Annotated in this window: 17 protein-coding genes and 1 pseudogene; 14 read left to right on the top strand and 4 right to left on the bottom strand. The window is 39.6% G+C overall.

The features are described from left to right. Positions 1–140: 140 nt before the first annotated feature. On the top strand, positions 141–1,412 hold the full coding sequence (locus tag G7061_RS08975; protein ID WP_159644670.1) for an APC family permease: 1,272 nt from the start codon (positions 141–143) through the stop codon (positions 1,410–1,412). A gap of 11 nt (positions 1,413–1,423) precedes the next feature. Here the strand turns inward: G7061_RS08975 and G7061_RS08970 are convergent, their stop codons facing one another. After that, positions 1,424–2,149, bottom strand: coding sequence for a hypothetical protein (locus G7061_RS08970; protein WP_166120713.1), 726 nt, complete (start codon positions 2,147–2,149; stop codon positions 1,424–1,426). A 182-nt stretch (positions 2,150–2,331) separates the two neighbouring features. Between G7061_RS08970 and G7061_RS08965 the strand changes: the two genes are divergently transcribed. The 3 genes from G7061_RS08965 to G7061_RS08955 all read left to right on the top strand — a co-directional run bounded on the left by G7061_RS08965 (position 2,332) and on the right by G7061_RS08955 (position 6,496). After that, complete coding sequence (locus tag G7061_RS08965; RefSeq protein WP_159633631.1) at positions 2,332–3,186, top strand: DegV family protein; 855 nt, start codon at positions 2,332–2,334, stop codon at positions 3,184–3,186. Between the two features lie 109 nt (positions 3,187–3,295). After that, on the top strand, positions 3,296–4,852 hold the full coding sequence (locus G7061_RS08960; protein ID WP_166120709.1) for a phosphoenolpyruvate carboxykinase (ATP): 1,557 nt from the start codon (positions 3,296–3,298) through the stop codon (positions 4,850–4,852). 243 nt (positions 4,853–5,095) lie between these two features. Next, the gene (locus G7061_RS08955; protein WP_201288169.1) at positions 5,096–6,496 is read left to right on the top strand and encodes a CitMHS family transporter; all 1,401 of its coding nucleotides are present in this window, start codon (positions 5,096–5,098) and stop codon (positions 6,494–6,496) included. Between the two features lie 44 nt (positions 6,497–6,540). On the opposite strand, the gene G7061_RS08950 is transcribed toward G7061_RS08955, so the two are convergent. From G7061_RS08950 to G7061_RS08945, 3 genes and pseudogenes are all read right to left on the bottom strand, one after another. Then, the gene (locus G7061_RS08950; RefSeq protein WP_166120706.1) at positions 6,541–7,095 is read right to left on the bottom strand and encodes a biotin transporter BioY; all 555 of its coding nucleotides are present in this window, start codon (positions 7,093–7,095) and stop codon (positions 6,541–6,543) included. Beyond that, complete coding sequence (locus tag G7061_RS10895) at positions 7,085–7,246, bottom strand: hypothetical protein (protein WP_240914416.1); 162 nt, start codon at positions 7,244–7,246, stop codon at positions 7,085–7,087. The genes G7061_RS08950 and G7061_RS10895 overlap by 11 nt, the downstream gene beginning before the upstream one ends. A gap of 107 nt (positions 7,247–7,353) precedes the next feature. Next, positions 7,354–8,031 (bottom strand): annotated as a pseudogene (locus G7061_RS08945) (biotin--[acetyl-CoA-carboxylase] ligase); the annotation flags it as partial. A 212-nt stretch (positions 8,032–8,243) separates the two neighbouring features. Here G7061_RS08945 and G7061_RS08940 point away from each other — a divergent pair. Genes G7061_RS08940 through G7061_RS08895 form a run of 10 tightly spaced genes read left to right on the top strand, consistent with a single transcriptional unit; the run spans position 8,244 to position 16,007 of the window. Further along, entirely contained in the window at positions 8,244–8,561 is a 318-nt protein-coding gene (locus tag G7061_RS08940) for a hypothetical protein (protein ID WP_159633619.1), read from the top strand. Between the two features lie 3 nt (positions 8,562–8,564). After that, positions 8,565–8,972, top strand: coding sequence for a biotin/lipoyl-containing protein (locus G7061_RS08935; protein WP_166120702.1), 408 nt, complete (start codon positions 8,565–8,567; stop codon positions 8,970–8,972). A gap of 18 nt (positions 8,973–8,990) precedes the next feature. Then, entirely contained in the window at positions 8,991–10,103 is a 1,113-nt protein-coding gene (locus G7061_RS08930; protein WP_159633613.1) for a sodium ion-translocating decarboxylase subunit beta, read from the top strand. A 15-nt stretch (positions 10,104–10,118) separates the two neighbouring features. Then, positions 10,119–10,262: an OadG-related small transporter subunit gene (locus tag G7061_RS08925; protein ID WP_159633610.1), complete on the top strand. Its 144-nt coding sequence runs from the start codon at positions 10,119–10,121 to the stop codon at positions 10,260–10,262. An 18-nt stretch (positions 10,263–10,280) separates the two neighbouring features. Further along, the gene (gene citC / locus G7061_RS08920) at positions 10,281–11,321 is read left to right on the top strand and encodes a [citrate (pro-3S)-lyase] ligase (protein WP_159644659.1); all 1,041 of its coding nucleotides are present in this window, start codon (positions 10,281–10,283) and stop codon (positions 11,319–11,321) included. Continuing rightward, positions 11,308–11,628, top strand: coding sequence for a citrate lyase acyl carrier protein (citD, locus tag G7061_RS08915; RefSeq protein WP_236261672.1), 321 nt, complete (start codon positions 11,308–11,310; stop codon positions 11,626–11,628). The genes citC and citD overlap by 14 nt, the downstream gene beginning before the upstream one ends. Beyond that, positions 11,616–12,512, top strand: a complete 897-nt coding sequence (locus G7061_RS08910) for an aldolase/citrate lyase family protein (protein ID WP_159633601.1) — start codon at positions 11,616–11,618, stop codon at positions 12,510–12,512. Before citD ends, G7061_RS08910 begins: the two co-directional genes overlap by 13 nt. A gap of 1 nt (position 12,513) precedes the next feature. Further along, the gene (gene citF / locus G7061_RS08905; protein ID WP_159633598.1) at positions 12,514–14,055 is read left to right on the top strand and encodes a citrate lyase subunit alpha; all 1,542 of its coding nucleotides are present in this window, start codon (positions 12,514–12,516) and stop codon (positions 14,053–14,055) included. Then, entirely contained in the window at positions 14,048–14,635 is a 588-nt protein-coding gene (gene citX, locus G7061_RS08900) for a citrate lyase holo-[acyl-carrier protein] synthase (RefSeq protein WP_159639205.1), read from the top strand. The genes citF and citX overlap by 8 nt, the downstream gene beginning before the upstream one ends. Continuing rightward, positions 14,619–16,007: an oxaloacetate decarboxylase subunit alpha gene (locus G7061_RS08895; protein WP_159639204.1), complete on the top strand. Its 1,389-nt coding sequence runs from the start codon at positions 14,619–14,621 to the stop codon at positions 16,005–16,007. The genes citX and G7061_RS08895 overlap by 17 nt, the downstream gene beginning before the upstream one ends. Positions 16,008–16,013 lie beyond the last annotated feature (6 nt).

Here is a 16,013-nt window from a genome sequence, read left to right as displayed (position 1 = left end):
TAGCGATTTAGACAGTTTGGCTAATTTATCGCTTCGACATTAGCCAATAAAAACGAAAGATTCACGCCTTGTTTCGCGTAAGCTGTTTCTGTAAAATAACTCCATCTACAGGAAAAAAAAGAAATTAAGGAGTATTTATAATGCAAAAGAAACTTGGATTTACGAGCATCGTATTGCTTGGTATTAATTCGATTATTGGTTCTGGCGTCTTTTTCTTTCCACATATAACGAGTAAAGAAATTGGCCTGGGAAGTCTTTGGACATTACTTTTTATCGCGATTGTGGTGATGTCGTTGGCAGCATGTTTTGCTGAAGCAGCCGGTATTTATTCACAAAATGGTGGGCCCTATGTTTATGTCCGTGACGCATTTGGAGAATTTCCAGGATTTGTTGTTGGCTTTAGTAAGTTAGTGGTTCAAATAATAACATGGGCTTCGACAGCATGTGCCTTAAAAGTTGCTTTGGGCGCAATATGGAGTCCAGCACGTACGGAAACAGGTGGTGCACTGATTGTTATCGGGACACTTGTTGGATTGGGTATCGTAAATTATCTCGGAGTTAATTTTACGAAAGTCTTAAATAATGTTGTAACTGTTTCAAAAATTATTCCAATCCTTATATTTATCGTTGTGGGTGTTTTCTTCGTTAAGGGATCTCACTTTGAACTTGTCATGACAGATACGGCATTCAAATGGAGTAAATTTGGTGCAATTAGTTTGATGTGGTTCTATGCGTTTCAAGGATTTGAATCATTAGCAATTGCATCTGAGGATATGGAAAATCCAAAACAAAATCTACCACGTGCAATTATGATTGTCATGTCGGTCATTACCGTATTCTATATTGGCGTTCATGTTCTATCAATCGGAGTATTGGGAAATGATTTAAAGACGGAAACAATGCCTATTCAAGCCGCTCTATACCGTATGATTGGACCTACAGGCCTGATGATTGCTTGTACTGGTACTTTGATTTCAATTGCTGGTATTAACATTGCCAATTCATTCATTACGCCACGATGTATGGTCGCCCTAGCTGAAGATAAGCTTTTACCATCGTGCTTTGCGAAGGAATCACGTTTTGGTACCCCTGGCTTTGCGATTGTTGCCTCAACAATCATTGCAATACCGGTCGCCTTATCTGGTAGTTACCAAATGCTCGTAACGCTCGCCGTAGTTTCAGGCTTTATCCAGTACATTTCGACAGCGATGGCAGTGATTCGATTGCGAAGTACAAAAAAAGACGTTGTACGCCCATTCCGATTACCCTTTGGGATCTTGATTCCGGCATACAGTATTGTGGCGTCAATATGGCTTCTTTTACAAGCACCACCGCTTGAGCTTGTTGCGGGTCTAGCGGGTTTACTTTTAGCTGTGCCTTTTTATCTCGCAATGAAGTATCAGCAGTCATAAAAAAAGCACGATTAACGTGCTGTAGCAAAGAGTTCAGTTTCAATTGAAGTCAAGGCATCCAATTTTTCTTGGACCAATTTATGTTTTGATAGAGTGAGGAGTTTGTAGACAAATTTGCCATTTTTCTCGTTGGAAAATTCAAAATTCCCCAGTTCGCGGATTATCGCAAATTCCTCGCTATTCAACTTACGATCAGCCACGATTACAAGACTGATGGCCTTTGCAACATCTATTGAGTTGGTAGAGTCTAAAAGCGGTTTGAATACCGTTTTATAGAATGCACGATAACTGACAAAGCGGTGCAATAAAAATAAGAAAATAACAAGGAACAACCAGCCCGTTAAAGCAGCCGGAATGATATTAAGGAACATGAGCGCATACAAACCAATCATGACGTAAATGCTTAAACGCAACGAAACATGACTGTACAGAGATTTTTGATGTTGATAATAATCAACAAGTAAAATGTCAGAAATAGTATCTTGTTTCTCATCAACACCCAAGCAATAGGTTACAGTAACATTGGGTTGGGTAAATACGGTTTTATCGACGAGATACTTGCGTTCTAAAGCAGTTTCGCGCTCAACAAGGTATGCCGCAGCTTTGGGAGTTTCTTCCTTTTTAAAAAAGCGAAACCCAAACTTTACTTTATTTAACGTATAGCCTTTCGCGAAGGCTTTATCCAATTTTGATTGGACTTCTTGGGGTGAATTAAGGTGATTGATTAACTGAATCATAAGGATGCCTCATTTCTAGTAAACTCAACTTATCATAATAAAGGATAAGATACTACATTCGTATTTGCATTTTTAGTGTATAAATTTCAAAAGTGTGAAAAACAACATAAAGTATTTGTGAAAATAAGAAAAAAATTTGGTATACTAAGCGTGCTAATATAAATATAGAAAGTATGATGCCCATGAAAAAAATTGCAATCGTTTGCGACTCATCCGTGTCGTTCACCCCTGAAGAAATCAAGCATTTTGATGTAAAAATTGCACCATTAACTGTTATGAATAATAACCATGCATATATTGATGAAGTGACAATTACGAAAGAAGAGGTTAATAACTTACTTCGTAATAAAGAACGTGTGACAACATCCCAACCAAGTATTGGATTTATGATGGAGTTGTTTGAATCGATGGTTGACGAAAATTATGACCATGTTTTCGTCCTAAGTATTGGAACGGCACTGTCCGGATCTTATCCATCATTCCAACAGGCAGTGAATGAAAGTGGACTTCAAAATACCACAGTTATAAATACCCATACGATTACCGGACCTGTACAACAAGCTGTCCGTGGTATTCGAGAATACAACGAACGTGGCGAATCCATTGAAACAATTCAAGCAATGCTCGACAAGATTTTCTCGGACACAATTTCATATGTCTATCCAGAAACACTAGACCAAGTTGTGCTAAGTGGTCGTATGTCCAAGACAGCACAAAAAATTGCATCATTACTTCGTGTAAAACCGATGCTCTATTTAGAAAATAAAGGTGTATCGATAGAAAAACGGAGTATTGGACGTACTGATCGAAAAGCGTTCCAAGCACTTGTTGATGATATGATTACGTATCATGTAAAACCTGAAACGCATGATCTTTATTTACTTGAAAGCGAGGGGATGGCAGTCCTAGAGTCATGCCGTGATTACCTTTTTGAAAAACTAGGAACCTTTAAATACTATATTATCCCCCTTCCGGCAGCGGTTGCAACCCATGCAGGGTTGGGAACTATCGCCATCCAATGGGCACCCAAATATTAATCACCGCAAGGTGATTTTTTTTGTATACATAAAAAAAACATACAAAACCGATTAAAAACAACGAGTGGAAGTAATGCGTGGTAAGATATTTGTATAGGAGGGATCTATCATGTTCCACAAACACGTACATCAAGCGTTTAAGTCTACCGTTGAAACCGCGTTCTATCATAATCACGTAATTCCGGTTAAAACCCGTGAAGCAGCATATCGCATGGCGGAAACTGCACCTGCGACCATTGTTACAGATCTTGTTGTGAATCATACAGAAGCACTCGGACTTCCTAGCAATGCAAAAGTCCTCGTTGATAACAACGGTTCTGTAGTCGGAAGAACTGCACGTGCACGCCATATTATTGACAGTCCCAAAGACATGGCTTTTGTAAAGCTTGTTCAAGATATCATCGAAAGCAATCATCACCGGACATTTTACAGTTCATGTGTTTATGTTGGGTTGGATGCAGATTTTCAAATGAATGCCCATATCATGCTGCCTCAAGGACACGAGAATAATCTCTATAATACAATGATAAACTTTGAAGCAGGTTGTATTGAAAATCCTAAGGGCGAACAATTTATATATGTCGATCCAGAATGGCGTCATCCAGACTATCCCCATGGACTCGTCCTCCTAGATCCTCATGAAGATGTTGCTGTTATTTTAGGTCTAAACTATTTTGGCGAAATCAAGAAAGCAATTCTTTCACTCGCATGGAACGCAGCGAAACGCTACGACTATATCCCATGCCATGGTGGGTTAAAATACATGAAAGATGGCGAGCATGAACAAGTCATGGCTGCTTTTGGACTGTCTGGATCTGGTAAGTCTACAATTACGTTTGCTCAGCCCAAGGCAACAACTGAGGTTAAAGTCTTGCATGATGATGCGTTTATTATTCATGAAGAGACCAAACGGGCGATTGCACTCGAACCATCTTACTTTGATAAGACTGCCGATTATCCGATGGGACACGATGCCATTGAATCATTCATTACAGTTCAAAATAATGGCGTTGTACGTGATGAAACTGGAAAGCTTGTTCTGCAGACGGAAGATGTTCGCAATGGAAATGGTCGCACCATCAAATCGAAATATTGGACAGATAATCGCATCGATGCGATCGACTCACCACTCAAAACAGTTTTTTGGATTATGCGTGATGATGCTTTTCCACCGTGTGTGCGATTGGACGACCCAGTCTTAGCGGCTGTTATGGGAGCAACCATCAGTACAACCCGAAGTAATGCTGAAAATACCGACGAGGTGGGTAAATTGGTCATTGAACCGTATGCGAATCCATTCCGACTCTATCCACTATTGGAAGATTATACACAGTTCAAAGCGTTATTTGAAACAGGTGATGTCACAGGTTATATTTTAAATACAGGATATTTCAATGGTGAAAAAATAAAACCCGAAGATACAATGAAAGTAATTCACGACATTTTAACGGACACTGCAGTGTTTGAGCCATTCGGACCCCTTCCAAAAATGTCATATGCTGTATCCAATTCGTTTACACCACAATTTGCTGATATCGAATATTTAGAGAAGCTCCGTCGTACATTTACCCTGCGCGAGAAATATTTATTGGATGCTGATGAATGGCATTGGCTTCCGAAAGAAACCTATTCCATCATCAAAAACATCCTTCAAGAGATTGACTAATAATCTATTTTTTCACAAGTGTTTTGCAAAAGCTTGCCTAAGCGGAACCTCAAAAAGCCACTCAAACGTGGCTTTTTATGTGAAAATGTGGCTTAATAAGTGAGTAATCCCATAGTGTACCCCAAGTGTATAGGGTGTTTATTGAGTGTTTTTTGGGCTGTTCAAGTATTGTTGTAATCGCTTTCTGGCATTATGATGAATGTACATTCTGATAAAGAATTATCCACAGGGAGGAGAAATATTATGCCTATAGCACTAACAGTGTTGGCGTGGGGAATGATCGCTGTATTCCTATTCTTGATAATGAAGAAAAAATTATCACCATTTACAGCTTTGATCATCGTACCACTTGTATTTGCATTAGCAGGGTCTTTCATGGGACTCTACACGGATCAAATAGTTGAGATTAAAAAACTAGCTGATCCATCAATGGTCACATTCATGGACCAAATTTGGATTCTAGGGGACTTTGTTCTTGATGGAATTAAGAAAACATCAACAACAGGTATCATGTTACTCTTTGCGATTTTCTACTTCGCATTGATGCTCGATGCAGGGATGTTCGATCCAATTACTCGAGTCATGATTAAATTCGCGAATGGAGATCCATTAAAAGTCTTATTCGCTACCGCAGTTGTTGCGGCTACCGTATCACTGAATGGTGATGGAACGACAACAACGTTAATTACATGTACCGCATTTATACCGCTTTATAAGAAGCTGGGTATGAAGATGATGAACTTGGGTGTTCTTGTTATCCTCATGAACACAATTATGAACTTACTACCATGGGGTGGTCCTACAGCCCGTGTTATCTCAGTTCTACCTGAACTAAACGGAATGGACTCAGAAGTCCTTCGTGCAGTTGCACCAGGAATGATTCTAGCTGTTATCTACATGTTAGGTGTTTCAATCTACATGGGATTCCAAGAACGTAAACGTATTGGAATCAAAGTATTATCAGAAACAGAATTACTTGAGCTTACATCAACAGATGATGAAGAAATCTTAAAAATTCGTCGTCCACACTTATTCTGGCCAAACTTAATCCTTACATTAACAATTGTTACATTGCTAATGATGGAAGGAACATTCCCATCAGTATTCTTGTTCCTTGTAGGTACAGTTATTGCATTAATGATGAACTATCCAAACCTTAAAGATCAAAAAACGCGTTTACACGAAAACTCAGGAGACGCAGTTGCTGTTGTTATCTTAGTACTTGGTGCTGGGGTATTTACAGGATTATTTACAGTTTCAGGTATGTCAGATGCATTAGCAATTAGTTTAACAAAAATTATTCCTGCAAGCTTTGGTCGTTTCTGGGGTCTTGTTGTTGCCTTCTTGTCAGCACCAGGTACTTTCTTCCTATCAAACGACGCATTCTACTATGGTGTGCTACCAGTGCTTACAGAAGCAGGTGCAACATACGGATGGACACAAATGGAGTTGGGAGTTGCTTCACTCTTAGGACAAGCATTCCACTTACTCAGTCCACTCGTTGCCTTCATCTACTTACTCTTACAAATGACAGAGTTAGATATGGGTGAATGGCAAAAAGAATCCGCAAAATGGGCATTGGGAATCTTCGTGATTTTCATCCTCGTGGCTGGATTCACAGGTGCTGTACCATTTATTAAATAACAAACTAAAGCTGGTATTTCGCAATACCAGCTTTTTGTAACTATTTACAACGACTCCGATGATGTAGTTTGCGATTGGGTAAAAGGTAAAATCTTGGTTTGGACCAAATAACTAAGTCCCATTGATAAGCAATCAGTCGGTAAGAAGATTAACCAATAGGTGACGAGTAACTTTGAAAGTGGAAGCACCGTTCCGGTATTTAACTTCAGATTGAAATATAAAATAGGAAGTGCCACAGCATAGAGTGAAAGGCTTCCAGCAATGAAGGCAAGCCAACGTTTGCCTTTCGGTAGTTTATGGAATAGTGTGTTGATAATGAAGACCATGGGAATGAATCCAAGAATAAATCCAAATGATGGAGATAAGATAACTTGGAAACCACCACGACCTCCAGCAAAAACAGGAAGTCCGATCAAACCAACTAGGGTATAAGTCAAGATGGCAAAGAGTGCCTGTTTACGCGTTAGGCAGATAGCCGTTAAGCTAACAGCAAATACTTGAAGCGAAAAAGGAACGACAGGGAGTGGAATGACGATATAAGAGCTAATTGATATAAAGCCTGCAAAGAGTGCAGCAAGTGTTAAATCTTTAGTTTTCATTTTTGAAACTTCCTCCAATGCTGACTTCGCCAGCGTTTAAGATATGACGGTTGTGTTCATCATCTTCAACGATGAGATAACCATGATCGTCGATATCAATAGCAGTATAAGACTGGTTCGGATCATTATTAACATGAACGACTTCACCCAAGACAATGCTAGATGCTTTATATTCGTGCAACAATGCATCTCGATTCTGGGGATTCCCTGGTAAATATCATAAAAATTGTTAATGATCGCGCCGACCAATTGATTTCGATCAATGGGCTGGGATACAACAGCATCGAGGGCTGTGTAAATGCTTTGAATCGAATCTGGCAATTGGGAATCTGTATAAACATTAATACCAAGTCCCAAAATTAAATAACGGTAACTGCTCGACTCAAGGATGATTTCACCTTCGGTCAGAATGCCGCATAATTTACGTTTGTTACTATAAATATCATTAAGCCACTTAATATCAACATCAACATCATAAAGTTGCTTGATACTTTGGACAACAGCCACCGCGGCAGCAATCGTTAATAATTGCGTATCTTGCAGGGCTAAGTTTGGTCGTAGGATGAAACTCATGTATACCCCATTTTTAGAAGGGGAATAAAATGAGCGTCCCATGCGGCCGCGGCCATCGGTTTGAAGGTCAGAAACAACAACATAATCTGTTACGTCACTATCTTGTGCAAGCAATTTGGCATACGTATTCGTTGAATCAACCGATTCCAAATACTCAACATCACGAATTAACGCGTCGTGAACATGTGTTAGAATTTGTGATTTCGATAAATTACCGTTTAAATCAATAAGGCGGTAGCCTTGATTGCGAACTGACTCAATTCGGTAGCCTTGAGCCTTAAGTTTTTGGATTTCTTTCCATACATTAGCGCGTGTCATCCCAAATTGGGTAGCAATCGCTTCTCCGCTGATAAAAGAACCCATATTGTTTTCAAGTATTTCTAAAACTGATGGCGTCATAAAAGCCTCCTTATGCATGCTAGAATATCATGCAAATCAGGCATTGTAAACTTAAATAAATAAAATAGTTTACAATAGGTGTTTTTTGAATGTTCAGACACGTAAAAAACACCATAAAATCATATATCCAGAAGTGTATACATTATAATAAGAGTGTAGAAAGAGCAGGTACTGGCATGTTTTGGAGAAAACGTAATAAAGTAGAACCCGTTGAAGATAAAACTGTAGCACCAACGCCAGTTGCCGCACCTCAAATTCCATTGGTTGACTTCACTGAAGCAATCACAGATCAAGAGGAGCACGATACGGTAGCTGTCATTGCTTCTGCAATTTTATCTACAAGCTTTGATGATGCGACAGTTAAAATCAAATCAATTCGTCGTATTGATCAAGACAAAGAAGCTGCAGCATTGATTGCAGCAAGTGTCCTGGCACACGATAAGCCAGAATCAACCTTTAGGTTGGTAAGTATTACTGAGGAAGGGAGCAATTAGAATATGCTTAGAAAATTTAGAGTAAAATTAAACGACAAAGAATACGTTGTTGAAATGGAAGAAATTGGAAATCCAGAAGGTTTATCATTTACACCTGCTGCACCAGTAGCAGCACCTGCACCAGCAGCAGCCGCAGCGCCAGTAGCTGAAGCAGCACCTGCACCAACACCAGCAGCTGCACCAGTAAGTGTTGAAGGCGGAACAGAAGTTATTTCACCAATGCCAGGAAATATCTTATCAATCGCTGTTAAAGTTGGTGACGTTGTTACTGAAAACCAAGTATTACTTGTTCTTGAAGCAATGAAAATGGAAAACAATATTGTTGCACCAAAAGCAGGAACTGTTGCTGCAATTTATGCAGAAAAAGGAACTGCTATTGACGTTGGACAAGTCATGGTCGTCATTAAATAGTAAAGGAAGGAAAGACATATGGATATTTTAATTCAGGGGATAATGCAAATCACATTACCACAGATTATTATGATGGTAATTGGATTAGTACTCATTTATTTAGGAATTGTTAAAGAATACGAACCAACGCTTTTAGTACCAATGGGCTTGGGTGCGATTCTTGTTAACTTCCCGAACTCGGGACTTATTACACAACCAGGAGGGCCAGAAGGTGTTCTAAACATTCTTTTTGCCGCAGGGATCGAAACAGAGTTGTTCCCACTCCTCATCTTTATTGGAATTGGAGCAATGATCGACTTTGGACCATTACTACAAAATCCATCAATGTTACTCTATGGTGCTGCTGCACAATTCGGAATCTTCTTTACGATTGTGGTTGCAGTTATTGCTAACTTTACATTACCACAAGCCGCTACTATTGGAATTATCGGTGCTGCTGATGGACCTACATCAATCTTCGTTGCAAATAAACTTGCACCAGAGCTCTTAGGGCCTATCACTGTTGCCGCATACTCATACATGGCTTTAGTACCAATCATCCAACCTGCCGCAATCAAATTAGTAACAACTAAAAAAGAACGCGCAATTAAGATGAACTATAAAGCATCCGGTGTATCAAAACGTACGAAAATTCTTTTCCCAATCATTATCTCAGTGGTTGCTGGATTTATTTCACCAGTTTCATTACCACTTGTTGGATTCTTAATGTTTGGAAACTTACTTCGTGAATGTGGAGTTCTTGATCGCTTAAGCCTTACAGCACAAAACGAATTAGTAAACCTTGTTTCAATCTTACTTGGTTTCACGATTGCTATGAAGATGACTGCTGGTGAATTCCTTAATGTTCAAACATTACTCATCATTGCATTTGGTCTTGTTGCCTTTATTATGGACACAATCGGTGGTGTTCTCTTTGCAAAATTCATTAACTTGTTCCGTAAAGAAAAAATTAATCCTATGATTGGTGGTGCTGGTATCTCAGCCTTCCCAATGTCAGCACGTGTTGTTCAAAAACTTGCTACAGAGGAAGATCCACAAAACTTCGTACTCAACTACGCTATTGGAGCGAACGTGTCGGGTCAAATTGCATCAGTTGTTGCTGGTGGAATGATCCTCATGTTCTTCGCTTAATAAAGGAGTATCATTATGACATTAAACTTAAATATGGCTGATATTATGCCAGCATTGGAAATTATGGTAATTGGAATGGGTGGTATCTTTGCCGCATTATTAATCATCTATGCAGCAAGTGCCGTCTTACTTAAAGTCTTCCCAGAAGACAAAAAATAATCGAAAGGAGTGCGCCAGATGTCAGAAATTCGTCGAATGCACATCAAACGTTATCGTGATGAATACGAACAATGGGTTTCGTTCTTGAACGATGCCAATATCCGTCATGAGGACAACGTCGATTATACTTATGGAGTTTTTGAAGGGGATACGTTAATTGCGACGGGATCCATCTATCAAAATATTCTAAAATGCATCGCCGTGTGTAAGAAATACACTGGAGGTGGAACCTTGAACCAACTTATCTCATTCTTAATGAATGAGGTGTTGGACAATGGTTACACTAATGTGTACGTTTACACAAAACCAAGCGCTGTTGAATCCTTTAAATATCTTGGATTTAAACAAATTGCCGCTGTTGGTGAAGACCTTGTATTCTTAGAAAAAGCAATGAATGGTTTCGATCGTTATCTTGAACGCATCGAGCCGTATCGAAAAGAAACAGGCGTTAGTGCAGCCATTGTAATGAATGCAAATCCGTTCACCAAAGGTCATCAATACCTTGTTGAATATGCAACGTTACATGCTGATCATGTCTTTGTGTTTGTTTTATCAGAAGATGCGTCCGCATTCCCTGCGCATGTGCGTCGTAATCTTGTTGAAAAAGGAACAGCACACTTTGCAAATGTGACAGTGTTAGATACTGGGAACTATATGGTTTCCAATCAAACTTTCCCTTCATATTTCCTTAAAGAAGACGTCAGTGTCACTGCAGTTCAAGCAGCTTTAGATGCAACCATCTTCAAAAATATCGCGAACGTAATGAATATTACCAAACGCTTTGTTGGTGAAGAGCCGTACTCTGAAGCAACAGCAATCTACAATCAAGCGCTAAAATCTGTTTTAGAACCTGAGATTCGTCTAAGTATCATTCCCCGCAAAGAAATTACGGGCAATGTCATTAGCGCGTCTTTGGTCCGTAAAGCGCTTTTCGAAAATGATTTAGAGCTGGTTCAAAAGCTCGTGCCAACGACCACCTATGACTACTTAATGTCAGAGGAAGGTCAAACACTCATCAGTGAGATTCGAAATGGAGGAACATCAATTGGCAAAATTTGAAATTAAAAATCAAGCGGTAGCCGGTACGCTGGAATCATCAGATTTACAGATTATGATTGACCAAAACGCTGGTAAAGGAATTGAAATTGACCTACAAAGTAGCGTCGAATTCCAATTTGGAAAACAAATTCGTAAAGTTGTCGAGGAAACACTTGCGAATCTTGGAATTACCGATGCAAAAGTATCTATTGTTGATCAAGGAGCATTGGACTGTACCATAAAAGCACGTACCATTGCAGTTGTTCACCGTGCGTCAGGTATTACACAAAATATCGATTGGGAGGCATTAGAATCATGGAACGTTTAAGAAGAACAATGATGTTCATTCCTGCAAGTAATCCAGGAATGCTACGTGATGCAAACTTATACGGGGCTGATTCCATTATGTTCGACCTCGAAGATTCAATTTCACTTAAAGAAAAAGATACATCACGTTTCTTAGTTTACCAAGCAGTAAAAACACTCGATTTTGGAACAACTGAAACCGTTGTTCGTATTAACGACTTAGCACAGGGTGGTCGTGATGATATTCATGCGATGGTTCGTGCAGGAATTGACGTTATTCGTCTTCCAAAAACTGAAACTGCGCAAGATGTTATTGATGTTGAAGCAATTATGCTCGAAGCTGAAAAACAATCCGGTCGTGAAGAAGGATCTACTAAAATCTTTGCTGCAATTGAGGGTCCAATGGGAGTCCTCAACGCGTATGCAATTGCAACTTCAAGTCCACGAATCGTGGGAATCGCAATTGGGGCAGAAGACTATGTTACTTCAATGAAAACACGTCGTTACCCAGAACGTAACAGTGAGGAGCTATTCTTTGCTCGTTCAATGATTGTACATGCTGCACGTGCAGCAGGTGTAGCTGCGGTCGATACGGTCTTCTCAGACGTCAACGATCCCGATACACTTCGCCGTGAGACAGAATTAATTCGTCAACTTGGATTTGACGGAAAATCTGTTATCAACCCACGTCAAATACCTATCGTTAATAGCGTTTACCGTCCTACAGACAAAGAAATTAAAAATGCAAAAGACGTTATTGCAGCAATTGCTGAAGCTGAAGCAAAAGGTTCAGGTGTTATTGCACTAAACGGTAAAATGATTGATAAACCAATCGTAGAACGTGCTGAGCGTGTCATCATGCTTGCACGCGCTGCTGGAATCGATGTAGACGGGGAGGTACGTTAATATGCCAAAAAATAAAGTCGGACGCGAAATTCCTACAGAATACGCAGAAAAATTTGGAATGTTTGTTGATCAATTTGATCGCAAACCAACATACCAACGTAATGCCGCAACTGTAACTGCAGTATTACCTGGGGAATCAAAACTTCGTGAATCCATTAAAGATGTTATTATTGAAACAGGTTTAAAAGATGGTATGACCGTATCATTCCACCACCATTTCCGTGAAGGGGATAAAGTCCTCAACATGGTTATGGAAGAAATTGCAAAACTTGGAATTAAAAACTTAACATTAGCATCAAGTTCTATCGCAAACGTTCACGAACCAATTATTGACCATGTCAAAAATGGTGTGATTACAAATATTACATCAAGTGGACTTCGTGATAAAGTTGGAGCAGCTGTTTCTAACGGACTCATGGAAAACCCAGTTGTGATCCGTTCACACGGTGGTCGTGCACGAGCAATCGAAATGGGCGATATTAAAATTGATGTTGCCTTCCTTGGAGCATCCAGTTCAGATGAATATGGAAACTCAAATGGATCACATGGTAAAGCAGCGTGTGGATCATTAGGATATGCACGCGTTGATGCAGAATTTGCAGAAAAAGTCGTCATTATCACTGATACACTTGTACCATACCCAAATACACCAATTAGTATTCCACAAAACCATGTCGATTACGTTGTTGTCGTTGATTCAATTGGTGATCCAAATGGAATTGCTAAAGGCGCAACACGCTATACAACAGATCCTAAAGAACTTCTTATTGCAGAATATGCAAGCAAAGTTATTCAAGCATCACCATACTTTAAAGAAGGATTCTCATTCCAATCAGGAACAGGTGGATCATCACTTGCAGTTGCACGTTACCTAAAAGACGCAATGATTGAGAAGAACATTAAAGCAGGATTTGCTTTAGGTGGACTTACAGGCCACTTAGCAGAAATGCATGAAGAAGGCTTAATCGATACATTAATTGATACTCAATCATTTGACCGTGGTGCGATTGATTCGATTAAAAACAATGAAAAACACTACGAAATTAGTGCTTCAATGTATGCGAACCCTGGAAATAAAGGTGCTGCTGTCAACATGCTTGATGTGGTTGTACTATCTGCATTAGAAGTTGATACTAAATTCAATGTCAACGTTATGACTGGTTCTGATGGTTTAATCCGTGGTGCTTCAGGTGGACATAGTGATACCGCTGCAGGTTCAAAACTCAGCATTATCCTTTCACCAGTAGTGCGTGGTCGTATCCCAACAATCGTTGATGACGTTAATACAGTTATTACACCAGGACAATCGATTGATGTCGTTGTTACGGAAGTAGGGATTGCAATTAACCCATTACGTCAAGATCTAATCGAACGTTTCAAAAATGTTGATATTCCGCAATTCACCATTGAAGAACTTCGTGATCGTGCTTATGGAATCGTTGGAACACCTGAGCCAATCCAATATGGAGATAAAGTGGTTGCATTAATTGAATACCGTGATGGTAGCTTAATCGATGCAGTGCGCCAAGTTAAACGTGACTAAATATCACATTGATCAGAGTGTAAAAGATGCTTTTGAAGTTGGACCAGTTCCTACGCTTGAGGCAGTTCTTACACATCGTGATCATCGTATTCAGTTCCAACAACAACTTGTGTCGCTTTATCCGGATGCAGTTCTCATTGCATTAAAGGTCAATATGCCAGGTCCTGTTAAAAACAATGAACTGATTCAAACACTTTTAGAACTTGGAATTGAACGGTTGCATGCAGCCTTGAGTGCTGCAGCACTTGAAACGCTTTATACGAAAACTGTGAATGCCATCACAGGGATCGAATATTTCATTGTCGTCAATACATCACAAATTGACTTCGTAAAAAAACTCACAATTCAACTTGAAGATCAAAATGCACTTGGAAGACTCTATGACTTTGATGTTTATAATTCAAATGGATCGCTTTCTCGTGAAGATCTTGGATATGATGGCCGTCGTTGCTTGATTTGTAATGAATCAAGCAAGGCGTGCGGTCGTAACCGAACACATACAGTTAAAGCATTGCACAAGGCAATGCAAGATATATTAATAAAAGAAGGGAGTGTGACGTTTAATGACGAAACACGTTAAAATCACCGATACAATCTTACGTGACGCACACCAAAGTCAAATTGCAACGCGCATGACAATAGAACAAATGATTCCAGTATTGGAAACACTTGACCATGCTGGATTCGAAAGTCTTGAAGTATGGGGTGGTGCAACTTTTGATGCATGTATCCGTTTTTTAGGAGAAGATCCATGGGAGCGACTCCGTACAATCCGCAAACACGTAAAAAATACCAAGCTCCAAATGCTATTGCGTGGTCAAAACCTTCTTGGATACAAACACTATCCAGATGATGTTGTGGATGCTTTCATCCAAAAATCCATTGAAAATGGTATTGATGTCATCCGCGTTTTCGATGCTCTAAACGACTTACGAAATTTAGAACAATCTGTTAAATCAATTATTCAACATGGTGGACATGCACAAATGACAATTTGCTATACAATTAGTGAAGTTCATACAGATGCATACTATGTTCAATTGGTTAAAGATATGGAAGCAATGGGTGCTCATTCAATCTGTATTAAAGATATGGCTGGAATCCTGACTCCAGCTCGTGCTGAAACTTTAGTCCGTCTTATTAAAGAAGTGACAGCATTACCTATTCATGTTCATACACACTCAACAAGTGGTATTGCCGAAATGACATACCTTAAAGCTGTTGAGGCAGGAGCAGATGTTATTGACACAGCAAACTCATCATTTGCTGGAGGGACAAGCCAACCCTCAACAGAATCCATGGTTATTGCGTTACGCGAACTTGGATACGACATTGATGTGAACCTCGAAGACTGCCAAATTGTCGCGGATCACTTCAAAGCTGTAAAAGAAACATTCAAAGAGAGTGGTGTCTTTAATCCTAAGGTTCTCGAAACGGATCCAAATACGCTTATTTATCAAGTTCCAGGAGGTATGTTGTCAAACCTTCTCTCACAACTTAAAGAAGCAAAACAATTGGATAAATATGAAGAAGTGCTTGCGGAAGTTCCAAGAGTGCGTGCAGATATGGGATATCCTCCTTTAGTTACCCCATTATCTCAAATGGTTGGTACACAAGCCGTTATGAACGTCTTGAGTGGTGAGCGCTACAAACTAATACCAAACGAAATTAAAGAATACGTTAAAGGTTACTATGGTAAATCTCCAGCTCCGATTGCTGAAGAGATTGTTGAAAAAATCGTAGGTAAAGATGCAGAAATCGTAACTGTCCGCCCAGCTGACCTCCTACAGCCAGCTATGGCAACATTTGCGAAAGAAGCGGAAGCATTTGCAACGACAACAGAAGATGTCTTGTCTTATGCATTATTCCCACAAATTGCTACTCCTTTCCTTAAGAAAAAACAAGATCCATTCTACGATGTACCAGAACAAATCGTAACGATCGTAATCTAATCACAC

This window comes from Erysipelothrix sp. HDW6B, from assembly GCF_011301115.1.
GTDB classification, from domain to species: Bacteria; Bacillota_I; Bacilli_A; order Erysipelotrichales; family Erysipelotrichaceae; genus Erysipelothrix; species Erysipelothrix anatis.
The sequence above is the reverse complement of the archived record's forward strand: the minus strand, read 5'-3'. Positions and strand labels throughout refer to the sequence as shown.

Excerpts from the sequence above, each read along its gene's own strand:
- G7061_RS08970 (WP_166120713.1), bottom strand. The coding sequence starts at position 2,149 with ATGATTCAGTTAATCAATCACCTTAATTCACCCCAAGAAGTCCAATCA.
- citC (WP_159644659.1), top strand. The coding sequence starts at position 10,281 with ATGTCAGAAATTCGTCGAATGCACATCAAACGTTATCGTGATGAATAC.
- G7061_RS08910 (WP_159633601.1), top strand. The coding sequence starts at position 11,616 with ATGGAACGTTTAAGAAGAACAATGATGTTCATTCCTGCAAGTAATCCA.
- G7061_RS08960 (WP_166120709.1), top strand. The coding sequence starts at position 3,296 with ATGTTCCACAAACACGTACATCAAGCGTTTAAGTCTACCGTTGAAACC.
- G7061_RS08965 (WP_159633631.1), top strand. The coding sequence starts at position 2,332 with ATGAAAAAAATTGCAATCGTTTGCGACTCATCCGTGTCGTTCACCCCT.
- G7061_RS08930 (WP_159633613.1), top strand. The coding sequence starts at position 8,991 with ATGGATATTTTAATTCAGGGGATAATGCAAATCACATTACCACAGATT.
- G7061_RS08935 (WP_166120702.1), top strand. The coding sequence starts at position 8,565 with ATGCTTAGAAAATTTAGAGTAAAATTAAACGACAAAGAATACGTTGTT.
- G7061_RS08950 (WP_166120706.1), bottom strand. The coding sequence starts at position 7,095 with ATGAAAACTAAAGATTTAACACTTGCTGCACTCTTTGCAGGCTTTATA.
- G7061_RS08940 (WP_159633619.1), top strand. The coding sequence starts at position 8,244 with ATGTTTTGGAGAAAACGTAATAAAGTAGAACCCGTTGAAGATAAAACT.
- G7061_RS08955 (WP_201288169.1), top strand. The coding sequence starts at position 5,096 with ATGCCTATAGCACTAACAGTGTTGGCGTGGGGAATGATCGCTGTATTC.
- G7061_RS08895 (WP_159639204.1), top strand. The coding sequence starts at position 14,619 with ATGACGAAACACGTTAAAATCACCGATACAATCTTACGTGACGCACAC.
- G7061_RS08975 (WP_159644670.1), top strand. The coding sequence starts at position 141 with ATGCAAAAGAAACTTGGATTTACGAGCATCGTATTGCTTGGTATTAAT.
- G7061_RS08925 (WP_159633610.1), top strand. The coding sequence starts at position 10,119 with ATGACATTAAACTTAAATATGGCTGATATTATGCCAGCATTGGAAATT.
- citF (WP_159633598.1), top strand. The coding sequence starts at position 12,514 with ATGCCAAAAAATAAAGTCGGACGCGAAATTCCTACAGAATACGCAGAA.